This is a genomic window from Priestia sp. LL-8 (genome assembly GCF_036227845.1).
GTDB classification, from domain to species: domain Bacteria; phylum Bacillota; class Bacilli; order Bacillales; family Bacillaceae_H; genus Priestia; species Priestia zanthoxyli.
This window is the reverse complement of sequence record NZ_JAZAQH010000001.1, coordinates 1,501,177-1,514,488: the sequence shown is the minus strand read 5'-3', so window position 1 is coordinate 1,514,488 and position 13,312 is coordinate 1,501,177. Positions and strand designations below refer to the sequence as shown.

The window sequence follows — 13,312 nt, the reverse complement described above, 5'->3', positions numbered from 1 at the left end:
GTTTTGACAATAAAAATAACTATTGACATCCGGAAACGTTCGAATTATAGTATGTAAAGTAAACGATACTGATAATCATTATCAAGTATTTGTTGTATTAAATGTAAACGGAGGGTCAGATATGGTTCGCCTATATACAGAGAAATTACATATTAGTTATGGTGAACGTCTAATAGTAAAGAATTTAAGCGTTAACATTCCAGACAAAAAGATTACTACAATTATTGGTTCAAACGGATGCGGCAAATCAACGCTTTTGAAAGCCATTACCCGCATTATTTCTCATCAATCCGGTTCCGTTATTTTAGACGGCGAAAACATTTCAACAGAACATACAAAAGCACTCGCTAAAAAAATGGCTATTCTCCCTCAAACCCCTGAAAGTGCTAAAGGCTTAACGGTGGGAGAACTTGTATCTTATGGGCGATTTCCCTATCAAAAGGGGTTTGGGCGTCTATCAAAAGAAGATTATCAAACGATTGACTGGGCTCTTGAAGTAACCGGAACAAAAGATTACAAGTTTCGTCCTGTAGATTCTCTTTCAGGCGGTCAGCGCCAGCGAGTGTGGATTGCGATGGCTTTAGCTCAAGAAACCGATATTATATTTCTTGATGAGCCGACTACCTACTTGGATATGGCTCATCAGTTAGAAGTGCTTGAGCTGCTTCAAAAATTAAACAAAGAGCAAGGACGTACAGTTGTAATGGTGCTTCATGATCTAAATCAAGCCGCTCGCTTTGCGGATTATATTATCGCTTTAAAAGATGGTGAAATTGTCAAAGCCGGAAAATGTGAAGAAGTCATTACGCAGGACGTTCTAAAAAAAGTGTTTCATATCGACGCTGAAATTGGACGAGATCCGAGAACAAATAAACCAATGTGCATCACGTATAACTTATTAAGAGGAGATAACTAAATGAAAAAATTATTGCTTCCATTCATGCTTATATTCGTATTACTTATTAGTGCCTGCAGCAGCGGTTCAACTGAAAGCAAAAATGATTCTAGCAAAAACAGCGAATCCAAGACGATCACATATCAATCTGAAGACGGCCCTGTAAAAGTTCCGGCTAATCCGAAACGTGTTGTTGTGTTAGGTTCCTATGCAGGTAACGTACTTTCTTTAGGTGTTAACATTGTCGGAGTAGACTCATGGTCTAAAATGAATCCCCGCTTTGAAGAGAAATTAAAAGGCGTGGAAGAAGTATCAGACGAAAATTTAGAAAAGATCATTGAATTAAAGCCTGACTTAATTATTGGCTTATCTACTACAAAAAATATTGATAAATTGAAAAAAATTGCTCCTACCGTTACGTATACATACGATAAAGTAGATTACCTTACTCAGCATGTAGAAATTGGAAAGCTATTAAATAAAGAAAAAGAAGCACAATCATGGGTAGACGACTTTAAAAAGCGTGCGGCAAAAGCTGGTTCTGATATCAAAGCTAAAATTGGCGAAGATAGCACGGTTTCAGTTATTGAGAACTTTGACAAGCAGCTTTATGTGTTTGGGGATAACTGGGGACGCGGAACGGAGATTCTTTATCAAGAAATGAAATTAAAAATGCCGGAGAAAGTAAAGAAAATGGCTTTGAAAGATGGATACTATGCGATTTCGCCAGAAGTTCTTCCTGAATATGCCGGAGATTATTTAATCTTTAGCAAAAACCAAGATGGAGATACATCATTTGAGAAAACAGATACGTACAAAAATATTCCTGCTGTAAAGAATAATCACGTATTTGAAGCAAATGCAAAAGAATTTTATTTTAATGATCCAATCACATTAGATTATCAACTAGATTTCTTTACTCAAAAATTTCTTGGCAAGTAATTCATTCAAGAGGAATTCTTTTTAGAATTCCTCTTGCTTTGTTTTACTAAATTTATTCTTACATGAAAAGATGGGTGTTTTATGAAAAAAGACAATCAGCGTTTCATTCCTTTTTTATATAAATTAATAGGTATGCTGCTCGTATTCATCATAATGTTTGTTTCTTCAATGGTTTTTGGCGCTGCTGACATATCGATAAAAGATGTGTGGTTAGCACTTTCATCAAGCAGTGTAAACGAACAGATTTCGATCATTCGAGATATTCGTTTACCTCGTGAAATCGCCGCTGTTTTTGTTGGCGCTGCTTTATCAGTATCAGGAGCGATTATGCAAGGTATGACAAGAAACCCTCTTGCAGATCCAGGGCTTTTAGGCTTAACTTCTGGCGCAAATGCAGCTTTAGCTGTAACAATTGCCTTTATCCCTTCTGTAAATTATTTAGGTATTACGATTGCTTGCTTTATCGGAGCTGCGGTTGGCGCAATTTTGGTGTTTGGAATTGCTGCTATAAAAAGAGGCGGTTTCTCTCCGCTTCGAATTGTACTCGCCGGAGCTGCCGTTTCAGCATTTCTTTATGCGATTGGAGAAGGAGTCGGTATTTATTTTAAAATTTCAAAAGATGTATCGATGTGGACTGCTGGCGGAATGGTAGGCACTTCTTGGGAACAGCTTCAAATCATTGTTCCTTTTATCCTCGGCGGTATATTCATTGCCCTTTTGCTTTCTCGGCAGCTTACTATTTTAAGCTTAAATGAAGAAGTCGCTGTGGGGTTAGGTCAGCAAACAACAAAGGTCAAAACCATTTTATTTGTTGTCATGGTTCTTCTTGCAGGTGCTTCTGTTGCGCTAGTGGGAAACATGGTGTTTATCGGCTTGATGATTCCTCATATTGTACGAGGAATTGTAGGAACCGACTATCGTTATATTATCCCTATGTCCGCTGTCACTGGCGCAGCGTTTATGCTTCTCGCTGATACGTTGGGCCGAACCGTAAGTGCGCCTTATGAAACACCGATAGCAGCAGTTGTATCGATGATTGGCTTACCTTTCTTTTTAGTCATTGTTCGTAAAGGAGGAAAAGCATTCTCATGATTCACCCAGCGCTTATTAGAAAACAACGAATAATTATGATGCTGCTCACTGTTTTGATTCTTGGAACGATTGTAATAGGAATGGGGCTTGGTAATGCACCCCTTCCTTATAATAAAGTGTTTCCTACTCTTTTTGGCAAAGGGAATTTTGCAGATGAGTTCGTTCTTTTTTCAATTCGACTTCCGCGAATTATCATTACTCTTTTAGCAGGAATGGCTCTAGCTTTATCAGGCGCTATCTTACAAGGTGTTACGCGCAATGACTTAGCGGATCCTGGAATTATAGGAATTAATTCAGGAGCAGGCGTCGCAATTGCCGTATTCTTTTTATTTTTTCCAATTGAAGCTGGCTCTTTCGTGTATGCTCTTCCGTTAGTAGGGTTCATCGGCGCCTTGTTTACAGCTGGTCTTATCTACCTTTGTTCATATAGTAAAAGCCAAGGGCTGCAGCCTGTGAAGCTTATTTTAACAGGCGTAGGTTTTTCGATGGCTCTTTCTGGAATGATGGTGGTGATTATGTCATCAGCTGATCGTGCTAAAGTTGATTTTATTGCTAAATGGATCGCAGGAAACATTTGGGGGTCAGACTGGCCTTTTATATGGGCACTTCTACCTTGGCTTCTTGTCTTGATTCCTTTTATATTGTACAAAGCAAATTCATTAAACATTTTTAACTTAAATGAAGCTGCAGCTATTGGAGTCGGTATCGCTATGGAGAAAGAGCGTATAACATTGCTTCTAGCCGCGGTTGCATTAGCGGCAGCAGCAGTTTCAGTTACAGGCGGCGTGGCCTTTATTGGGCTTCTTGCTCCTCATATTGCCAAAGGCTTAGTCGGACCGAGGAACCAGCTTTTTATTCCCGTTGCCATTTTACTAGGCGGCTGGCTTTTGCTGATTGCAGATACAATAGGACATAACATTGCCGATCCTAACGGTATACCGGCAGGAATTATTGCCGCCGTAATCGGTGCTCCTTACTTTGTTTATTTGCTTTTAAAAAAATAATAAACAGACGCGCTTCTTAGAAGAAGCGCGTCTAGTTATTATTTTTTTTGTCTTTCATCTGCAGCGTTCGCTCTAGCCTGTGCTTCTAAATCGTCTTGGTCTGCTAATTCACGAGAAAACTCTTCATCTACTCCATCTGCTTTAGATGCAGGATAATCCGCTACCTTTTTTAATTGTTTTTTCAACTCTTTTTCATTCATTATGAACACTCCTTTATTCTAGACTGTTAATAGTATGCGTTTGTCGTTTCTGCACTATGTGGAGAAAGAAGGAATTTTACCAATAAGACCGAAGGCATACATAATAAGAAAAAGAAAGGACGTGTTATATGGTCATCATTATTACGCTCTCTATTATCATTGTATTTGTTATTTTACTGCTGTGCGTGGTTACCACTTCGAAAGCTTATGATTACAAACATACGGTAGATCCACTTACAAAAAAACAAGACGAAAAAAAGTAGGTGAGCTCGTTTCACACCTACTTTTTGTATTACCCTTGCAGTGATTTTAAATCATGATCGTTCAATTGAAATGCTTGCTTAATTTTGTCTTCCAAGTTTTTTGTTACTCTTCGCTTACCCACTTCAACCAGTGCAATTAAAGAAAAACTGCAGTTCACTGCTTGAGCGAAGTTTCGCTGATTCATATTGTAGTTTTTCCGAATGTTTTTTACCGTTTCTTTATTCATTTACACTCACTCCGCTTAACTCAATATACTTTTTTCTGCTCAAGTTCAAGTCACATGTTCATCTAGCTGCCGACAGAGCGTGAGAAATTGCTGCTGTTCTTCTTCTTTATAGCAAGCAAACAGTTTTTCAACCCCTTGCTGCATGTCTTTTTCAGCAGCTTGAATCACTTGTTTCCCTTTGTTTGTAAGCTCGACCATAACTTTACGCCGATCTCTTTTTGAATGGTAGCGCTCCACAAGATTCAGTTCATACAAACGTGTAATCGATGCTGTAATAACGCTTGGGCTCGCCTTTATCTCGTCTGCCACTTTGGTGACAGGGATTGTATCTGCACGTTCAACAATCAGTAAAATATGATATTGAAAAGGGGTAATTCCGTAATGCTGTAAAAGGCTTTTTACATTTGTCATTACTTTTTTGTTTAAAGATACTGAAATTCTTTGAATTTCTTCACCAAATGTCAATGAATCCATCCGCTCACTGCCCCCTTTCTCTCCAACATGTTTTATGATGAACTTTAGATTTCTATAGCTCCTTATGAATTTATACTTTTCGGAGCTGGAAGCATACGAATATCTTCCTCTTGAGCTTCTGATTTCTTTTCTTCGACTACTTTATCTTTACGTACATCACGAAGGAAGAAACTTAAAATTAAACCGATAACAGAAATCGCTGTTGCCCAGTAAAAGGCATCGTTAATACCTTGAATCGTACCTTGCTGCGTCATTTTTCCAGATAAAATTGTCAGCGCTTGCTGCTGAGCCTGATCTTGTGATAAATGCAAAGTAGCAGCTACTTTTTGTACAAATAAATGAAAACTGTTCATAAAGAATGGATCAGACGTATTCATGGAACTGCTGATTTCATTTACGTGATACGTTGTACGGTTCGTAAAAATGGTCGTCATTAAACTAATACCAATTGAACCACTTACTTGACGAAGCGTATTAGACATTGACGTTCCGTGACTGCTTAGTCGCTGCGGAAGCTGATTTAAACCCGCTGTCATAATTGGCATCATTAACAGTGACATACCGAACGAACGGATAATATAAATCGCTAAAATATGATTAAATGGTGTATCCATCGTCAGCTTCGTAAATTCAAACGTTGAAATAGATGTAATGAGCATACCAACGATTGCTAGCGGACGAGGTCCCACTTTATCAAACAATGTACCTGAAATCGGCGACATAACCAGCATAACAAGTGCGCCAGGAAGCAACAGCAGTCCTGAATCAAAAGCAGAATATCCGCGGATATTTTGCAAGTAAATTGGAAGCAAGAACATACCTGCGTACATACTGATTGTAATCGCAATACTAATTATATTTGATAGTGAAAAAATATTATATTTAAACACACGCATATCCAATAGCGGCTTTTCAGATTTAATTTGTTGAAGAACAAATATAATTAAAAGAACTGCCCCGCCAATGATTGTAGAAAGAACAACTGAATCCGTCCAGCCATCATTTCCAGCTTCACTGAATCCGTAAAGCAATAATCCCATACCTGCAAGTGATGTCACAACAGAAGGCATGTGAACTTTTACATCCTTTGGAGGCTGAATGTCTTTTAATTGAAAGAAAGCAATAATTAATACAATGGCACCTAATGGTACCATGCCGTTAAAAAGGATGTGCCAGTCGTAGTTTTGAATAACCCATCCAGATAACGTTGGTCCGATAGCCGGTGCGAACATCATGGCTAAACCAAAAATCCCCATCCCTTTTCCTCGCATGTGGGGAGGGAAAATAAATACAATAATGGTCATAACAAGAGGTGATAAGACACCTCCGCCAATAGCTTGAATTAAACGGCCTGTAAGCATAATCGAAAATGTAGGTGCAATTCCGCAAATCAATGACCCTACTGTAAAACAAAACATTGCAAATAAGAACAAGCGACGCACACCAAATCGTTCAATTAAAAAAGCTGAAAGCGGAATTAACGCCCCGTTCACAAGCATATATCCTGTTAACAACCACTGAGCTGTATTTGCCGTTACGCCAAACTCAGTAATCAAATGCGGGATGGCTACGTTCAGTAACGTTTGGTTTAATATCGCAAGAAACAAACCAAGCATTAACACAATCAATAGCGGAATATGCTTTTTGATGGATCCATCACTTGTGTTTTCTATACTGGCTGTCATCATATTTCCTCCTTTCTTGAACTGTTGTAGTAAGAATTAGTCTTTCGAAATTTTCACTTCGGCGTTCATACCTGGTATTACATGCTCTGAATAATTAGAAATAGAAATTTTTACAGGAACCGTTTGAGACACTTTTGTGTAGTTTCCATCTGAGCTTGAGTTGGATGTTAAAGATGAAAGTGAATTGGTTGCATATCCAATTTCTTCGACTTTGCCGTCGATTTTTGCACTGCTATCTCCGTCTACCGTTACATCTACATCGTCGCCTTCTTTAATATCCTTAAGCTGATCTTCTTTAATATTTGCTACGATAAATAGGTCTTTCATATCTACTTCGGTTGCAATTTGCTGTCCAGCTTGAACCATTTGATTTTCTTTTACATTTGTTTGAATAATTTTCCCATCTGCTGGTACTGTAGCAGCTACAGAGCCTTTTTCAGCTTGAATCTTAGCAATTTCAGCATCTTTTGATACATCATTTCCTTCTTCCACTGTCCAGCTTGCTACTTTACCTGCTGCAGGTGCAACTACATTGTATACATCTCCAGATACTTTAGCGTTATCCGTTGTAATATAGTTCGATTTTTGAACGTAATAATATCCTCCTCCAATTAATAAAGCTAAAATAACGATGATTCCAATAAAATTTGTTACCATTAAGCGACTTCTAGACATTCATTACTCCTCCTTAATACTTCACTAATAAAATTACTTTTTTATATAGCTTTTTCATAAAGATATTATCTCCATCTATTAGGAGATATGTTTCTTTATAATCATCTATTTGGTTAACCACCTAAATAACTTTATCATAAAGATATTTTTTCGTAAAGATATTAATTTAAAAATAATAACGATGGTTAAAGATAATCATTGCCATCCTTTACAATTGTTTCATTTTATTTTAGAGTTAGTTTATATATGTCCGTAGTGTACAAGGAGATGGAAGCTAGCATGGATAACAATTTAGAATCAAAAATTGAGCACCTTTACCAAATTAACACATCTTTTTTTCAATATATGCGACATTTAGTCGAAGAAACATTAAAAACACAGCCTTATCACTTAACACCCACTAAGTTTTATATCTTAAACTACATTGCCAGCGGCACAAAGTATATGGTAGCAGATATTTCAAATAAACTTCACTTAACCTCGGGCGCTACAACTAGCTTATTAAATCAATTGGAAGAAGAATCTCTCATTCAGCGCGTGCGAGACGAAAAAGACCGGAGAGTGGTGTGGGTTTCATTGACCGATGAATCAAAAAAGCTTGTTTCAATGATTACAGAGAAGCGAAATGTATTTTTAAAAGATATGCTAGCAGCTCTAACTGTAGAAGAACAAGAAGAATATTTTCGCTTATTAAATAAAATGGATGCCCTTTTAAGTGATAAATATGGATTTTCATATTAGATTATCCAAAAGAGCTCCGCTTCGAATTGAAGCGAAGCTCTTTGTTATTTTAGAAAGCAGAATTTATTAGGGCAGCTGCTTTGTCAGGAAAATCGATAAAAGGATTTCGATTGCCTTGCAATTCAAAGATTGCTGCATTGCGATGTTTTTCATAAAGTGAAACATTAAATTCTTCATGCCATTTTAGTAAAAGAGGAAGATCTACTCGCGAAGAGTCAATTTTATTATGATAGCGAATTAAAAAATAAAGCGTAGCTCGAGCCACAATTCCTTTTCCATATTCGGGTTCAAACTTACCTTTTTCTGCTTTGCCGCATCCTTCTTTCACATCTGATTGCTTAACTTCCGGTGTATAATCCGGGAAGTCAATATAAGAAGAATTACCTCTTCGACTGTTACAAGAAGGCTCACACGCAAATAAATGATGTAAATCGCCTCTCATAGGCTCTTGTTTTCCAAACCAGGACTGCGGGACAACGTGCTCACAGTTTAGCAGTATATCATTGTTTGAAACAGATGAGTTAGTAAGCGACTGAAGTGCATCAATATCTTTTTGTATCGTTTCTAAAGGATCCATTCCTTTTCCTGAATACAGACTCTTCAGCTCTCCATTCTCCTGTAGATCGACCCATGGATATACATATTTATGGGGGGAATAACTTAGCAAATGCTGATGCGTTTCCGTTAACAAAGCTTGCATGGCTTCTCTTTCAAAAAGAGTACCTCGATAATAAAGATTTTTACTCTCTTCATCCGTCTTTTCATCATAATAGCTTCGATTGTTTACGTATTGCTGATAAAGGGCTTTTGCCTGCTGTTTTTCCACCATTAATATATCTAAACTGCTTCTCATCCCATCACCTCTGAAGTCATTTGACGTTGAACTTCACGCAACAGCTTTTCAACAATAGTCAAGTGCACAAACCCGTTTCCTACTTCTCTTGGTGATTCATTTAATGGAAGCGTTCTTCTGATTAACTGTGCGTAAAGCTCTGGTTCTGTAAGTTCTCTTCCAAACGTTTCATTTGAAAGAACTTTTATCAATGCCAAAGCTCCCGCTACGTGAGGCGTTGCCATAGAAGTTCCGCTCAGTGCGGCATACTTTCCATTCAAGTAAGTTGATACGATCCTCTCTCCCGGAGCCACTACGTCTACTTCGTTGTTCGAGTTGGAAAATATCGAAGAACGTTTCTCTAAATCAACCGCTCCTACGCTAATCACTTCATTATATGAGCCTGGGTACGCAAACTCATCTGTGGAGCTTTCTCCATCTCCTTCATTTCCCGCTGCGCAGACAACTAAAATATTCTGATCAACAGCATCTTGAATCGCTTCATGTAGCTCAGGCACATCGGCCGGACCTCCAAGTGACATTGAAATGATATCTACTTTTTGCTGAATGGCGTAGGTAATACCTTCGATAATCCACTCATATTGACCTGAACCATTCCCATCAAGTACTTTCAGGATAAGTAAATTCACCTCCGGCGCCACTCCTACAACACCATTTCCATTATGAGCTGCTGCAATTGTGCCTGCTACGTGAGTACCATGACCATTATAGTCTTGATAAACATCAGGATTTTGTTGATCATCGTGCGTGAAATTTCTTCCTCCAATAATTCGTTCCTGCAAATCTGGGTGTGTAACCTCACAGCCAGTATCCAAAACCGCTACGGTTATTCCCCGTCCCTTTGTTTGCTTCCATACTTCCTCTGCTCCAATTAGAGCGACTCCTTCTGGGACTTCATTAAATTGATTCAATTGTTCAACTACTTGAAATGGGATAATGCGCACTTTGTTCTTCATTTAGATTCCCCCTGCAGGATTAAATGGAAGCTAGTTCATGGTGGGATCACTTTTAATCGCTTATTTTTGGAGTTCACTCATCGAGGTTTGTTGCTTCTAAACTTATTATAACACAAAAACAGAACACACGTTTGTGTTTTTGTAATTTTTTTTAAAATAAACAAAAAGCAGAAGCGAAATTTCCGCCTCTGCTTTTTATTTATTGTTGGTTTTTAGAGGAATCAGGAACGGCACATTGACCATCTGCACAAAAGGCATCATCTGCGCCTTCTGGAGAAAGACTCTTCAAAGTGGGAGTCGGATTTTCTTCTTCCCATACTTGTTGGAGAGCCCCTACAAATGTCTCGACTGGCTGTGCACCTGAAATCGCATATTTTTGATTAATAACAAAATACGGAACACCGCTAATGCCATATTGCTGAGCCGTTGCTTCATCACTGCGCACTTCATTTGCATATGCGTTTTTATCCGTAAGAATTTGACGTGCTTCTTCTCGGTCAAGACCTGCATCTTCTGCAACAGCAACCAGCGTCTCTTCTTCACCTAAATGTTTTGACTCAGTAAAATATGCATAAAGAAGCTTTTCTGTCATGGCTGCTTCTTTTCCTTGAGCTTTTGCAAATTTAGCTAAACGATGAGCGTCAAATGTATTAGTTGGCTTCATATCGTCAAAATTAAAGGATAATCCCACACCAGCTGCCTGCTGTCCGATACCTTCATTTGCTTGCTTTGCTTGTTCAATGGTCATTCCATACTTAGCAGCAAGAGCTTCATTAATCGTTTTACCAGTATTAACTGGGGCATTTGGATCTAGCTCGAAGCTTTTAAATTCAACCTGCACATCATCTTTGTGTGCAAATTGCTGAAGCGCTTGCTCTAATCGACGCTTTCCAATATAACAAAAAGGACAGACAAAATCTGACCAAACTTCTATTTTCATCGTGACACCTCTTCAATTCAAGATAATTCTTATCGTAGCATACCTTTGAAGAAATTCCATCATAACTTGCTCAAACAAAGCAAAAACACCGTGTTGATTTACATACTAAGTGTATTAACACGGTGTTTTTATCTCACCTATTTTAAATTCATTGCTTTTAGAAGAGCATCATGTAAATACGTATTTCCATATTAGCTAATTAATGCTTGGTGGAACTTCAAGCCAGCCTTTTTTAATCATAATTTCCGTCGCTTCGCTTGCATATTGAAACGCATCTTCTCCTATCAGCATCATTTTAGCCACAATATCTCTTCGAAAACTAAATGCTGCTCCAAATGCCTGACTTCCAATGCTAAAATTACTAAGTAAAATATCGCATGTCAGCATCAAACGATCAGAAAAAGCAGGCGTTTCAGAAGTCGTTATGCTTCCTGTTGAGGCAACAGAAGGTGAAATATCGTCTTGTATAATTATTTCTTCTAGGCGCGTAATAATCTTTTTACTGAGCTCTTTTCCTTTCAAAAAATGCTTTTTCACTTCGGCATCTTTCGCCGTTTGAGAAAAAGCCTTCATTAACTTCATCCCGACAATGTTTGTTTCGACTCCATGATAAATCTGCGCTAGCTCCATCGTATTTAATACTCTTTTGTCCGCAAATACATTTAAGCCGCTTAGATATTTTCTATCCGAAACAAACTCAACGGTAGTTGGCATTGGAATATAGGGTGGGCGTGATAAAATTCCTTTTCTCAATAAGTACTGCGTACAGGAATCGTAGCACTCTTGCGTAATCTTTGTTAAATCTTGATAAAATTTCACCACATCTTCTCTGTAGGCCTTACCTAAACTTAATGTATACATCCCCATACTAATTTCTTTAATAACACGAAGAAACATAATATCAAATCCATTAGTAAATAGTTTTGGAGCCTGTACGTTTACGTCTTGAGATGAAAGCCCGGTTGGCACTACGGCTCCTTCTTTTTCAAATATTGTTTTTATCTTTCGTATGTATATAATGAGCTGTTCACGCAAGTCCGTCATAATTGTTTTAGCATCTTCATCGTCTGCATGTTCAATCATATAATCCAACAAGCAAATGATTAACGTTTTCTGCTGATATGTCATCCACAGCGTTCCAATTTCACTTGAGGTAATACTAGGTTTATCAGGCACTGTTACTTCCCTCCGCTTCTTCAGCTTTGTTGAGTGCTTTTATCTCTCAAAAGAGAACATACTCATTGTACGTTTACTTATCATTATGCTATCCAACATTCTTTTTTTTATTTAATCCCCTGACCTATAGCTTTTGAGCAACAAAAAAACAGCTCCGCACTTACAGAACTGTTTTTTATCTTAAGCACGAAACGAGTACTCAACACCTGTTAAGTCCTCAGATACGCTCCATAGTTTTTCCGCTACGTCCGGTTTAAATAAAACGTCTCCCATCATATCTTTTACAGGATATCCTTTTTTAGCATCTTTTCCGTCTGGCCCAATATATGTACCGCCTTCTATTGATTCAGTAGCTGCATAAAGAGTAGGCAGCGCGCCCATTTCTGCAGATTGACTAAATAGCTTGACTAAAAATTTCAACAAGCCGTTTGGTTCTTTACCTGAACCGCGTGATAATAGGTTTGTATTAGAAATACCTGGATGTACAGCGGCACTAATTGTCGTTGATCCGGCTGCTTCTAAGCGAGTTTGCAATTCTTTGGCAAACAATAGGTTGGCGAGTTTGCTTTGTCTATAGAACTTCATTGGACTGTAGCCTTTTTCTCCATCGAGATTATCAAAATAGATTTCTCCAGAATTAGCGGCTATACTGCTTACAGTTACGACACGTGAATGTGGAGTGGCCATTAGTAAAGGAAGCAGCAAACCCGTAAGTGCAAAATGCCCTAAATGATTACAGCCAAACTGCAGTTCAAATCCGTCTTTCGTTTTGCTGTGAGGTGGCACCATCACGCCTGCATTATTAATGAGAAGATCCAAAGACAAGTATTGTTGAAGAAATTGATTGGCAAAATCCCGAATAGAGCTCAAGTCACTGAGATCTAATGACATAATAGTCACTTTAGCATTCTCGTTGTCCCCTTTAATTCTCTTCTTAGCTTCTTTCCCTTTCTCATCATTACGCACAGCAAGAATGATTTCTGCTCCGCGAGCTGCTAGAGCCTTTGCAGCTTCAAACCCAATACCGCTGTTTCCTCCCGTTATAAGGGCTGTTTTCCCCTTTAAATCGGGCATCCGTTCAGCTGTCCATTTTGTTGTCATATAAGTTCTCCCTTTCAGCTATAGCTTTTTTTCTAGAATTTACGCGTCTCGGTCACATACGTTTTTTAAAAATTAAAATATGTATAAA

Annotated in this window: 16 protein-coding genes; 6 read left to right on the top strand and 10 right to left on the bottom strand. The window is 38.2% G+C overall.

Translation table 11 applies throughout. The features are described from left to right. The first annotated feature begins 121 nt into the window (after positions 1-121). From U9R83_RS07675 to U9R83_RS07660, 4 genes are all read left to right on the top strand, one after another. On the top strand, positions 122-916 hold the full coding sequence (locus U9R83_RS07675) for an ABC transporter ATP-binding protein (RefSeq protein ID WP_014460855.1): 795 nt from the start codon (positions 122-124) through the stop codon (positions 914-916). After that, positions 917-1,837: an iron-hydroxamate ABC transporter substrate-binding protein gene (locus tag U9R83_RS07670; RefSeq protein WP_208732556.1), complete on the top strand. Its 921-nt coding sequence runs from the start codon at positions 917-919 to the stop codon at positions 1,835-1,837. It abuts the gene before it with no gap. 81 nt (positions 1,838-1,918) lie between these two features. Continuing rightward, complete coding sequence (locus U9R83_RS07665; protein WP_047751335.1) at positions 1,919-2,929, top strand: FecCD family ABC transporter permease; 1,011 nt, start codon at positions 1,919-1,921, stop codon at positions 2,927-2,929. Continuing rightward, entirely contained in the window at positions 2,926-3,933 is a 1,008-nt protein-coding gene (locus U9R83_RS07660) for a FecCD family ABC transporter permease (RefSeq protein WP_328575181.1), read from the top strand. The genes U9R83_RS07665 and U9R83_RS07660 overlap by 4 nt, the downstream gene beginning before the upstream one ends. Before the next feature lie 38 nt (positions 3,934-3,971). On the opposite strand, the gene U9R83_RS07655 is transcribed toward U9R83_RS07660, so the two are convergent. Continuing rightward, complete coding sequence (locus U9R83_RS07655; protein WP_074894520.1) at positions 3,972-4,133, bottom strand: YfhD family protein; 162 nt, start codon at positions 4,131-4,133, stop codon at positions 3,972-3,974. Positions 4,134-4,261: 128 nt separating this feature from the next. Between U9R83_RS07655 and ytzI the strand changes: the two genes are divergently transcribed. Beyond that, positions 4,262-4,396, top strand: a complete 135-nt coding sequence (gene ytzI / locus U9R83_RS07650; protein ID WP_014460859.1) for a YtzI protein — start codon at positions 4,262-4,264, stop codon at positions 4,394-4,396. Between the two features lie 29 nt (positions 4,397-4,425). On the opposite strand, the gene U9R83_RS07645 is transcribed toward ytzI, so the two are convergent. The 4 genes from U9R83_RS07645 to U9R83_RS07630 form a co-directional block, all read right to left on the bottom strand. Then, positions 4,426-4,623, bottom strand: coding sequence for a helix-turn-helix domain-containing protein (locus U9R83_RS07645; protein WP_014460860.1), 198 nt, complete (start codon positions 4,621-4,623; stop codon positions 4,426-4,428). Positions 4,624-4,668: 45 nt separating this feature from the next. Further along, a complete protein-coding gene (locus tag U9R83_RS07640) occupies positions 4,669-5,097 on the bottom strand; it encodes a MarR family winged helix-turn-helix transcriptional regulator (RefSeq protein ID WP_115653416.1) in 429 nt (142 codons plus the stop codon). A gap of 62 nt (positions 5,098-5,159) precedes the next feature. After that, entirely contained in the window at positions 5,160-6,785 is a 1,626-nt protein-coding gene (locus U9R83_RS07635) for a DHA2 family efflux MFS transporter permease subunit (protein WP_045291503.1), read from the bottom strand. Between the two features lie 33 nt (positions 6,786-6,818). Next, entirely contained in the window at positions 6,819-7,457 is a 639-nt protein-coding gene (locus U9R83_RS07630; RefSeq protein ID WP_316909823.1) for an HlyD family efflux transporter periplasmic adaptor subunit, read from the bottom strand. Positions 7,458-7,736: 279 nt separating this feature from the next. On the opposite strand from U9R83_RS07630, the gene U9R83_RS07625 reads away from it, so the two are divergent. Then, the gene (locus U9R83_RS07625; RefSeq protein WP_014460864.1) at positions 7,737-8,198 is read left to right on the top strand and encodes a MarR family winged helix-turn-helix transcriptional regulator; all 462 of its coding nucleotides are present in this window, start codon (positions 7,737-7,739) and stop codon (positions 8,196-8,198) included. Positions 8,199-8,247: 49 nt separating this feature from the next. Here U9R83_RS07625 and U9R83_RS07620 read toward each other — a convergent pair whose 3' ends face one another. The 5 genes from U9R83_RS07620 to U9R83_RS07600 all read right to left on the bottom strand — a co-directional run bounded on the left by U9R83_RS07620 (position 8,248) and on the right by U9R83_RS07600 (position 13,224). Then, on the bottom strand, positions 8,248-9,051 hold the full coding sequence (locus U9R83_RS07620; RefSeq protein ID WP_014460865.1) for an endonuclease I family protein: 804 nt from the start codon (positions 9,049-9,051) through the stop codon (positions 8,248-8,250). Next, entirely contained in the window at positions 9,048-10,007 is a 960-nt protein-coding gene (locus U9R83_RS07615) for a S8 family peptidase (RefSeq protein WP_116737185.1), read from the bottom strand. The genes U9R83_RS07620 and U9R83_RS07615 overlap by 4 nt, the downstream gene beginning before the upstream one ends. Positions 10,008-10,206: 199 nt before the next feature. After that, a complete protein-coding gene (locus tag U9R83_RS07610) occupies positions 10,207-10,947 on the bottom strand; it encodes a DsbA family oxidoreductase (RefSeq protein ID WP_116737187.1) in 741 nt (246 codons plus the stop codon). 195 nt (positions 10,948-11,142) lie between these two features. Next, complete coding sequence (locus U9R83_RS07605) at positions 11,143-12,123, bottom strand: DUF3231 family protein (protein WP_115653414.1); 981 nt, start codon at positions 12,121-12,123, stop codon at positions 11,143-11,145. Positions 12,124-12,303: 180 nt separating this feature from the next. After that, positions 12,304-13,224 carry an oxidoreductase gene (locus tag U9R83_RS07600; RefSeq protein WP_182421161.1) on the bottom strand — a complete coding sequence of 307 codons (921 nt, stop codon included), beginning with the start codon at positions 13,222-13,224 and terminating at the stop codon, positions 12,304-12,306. Between the last annotated feature and the right edge of the window lie 88 nt (positions 13,225-13,312).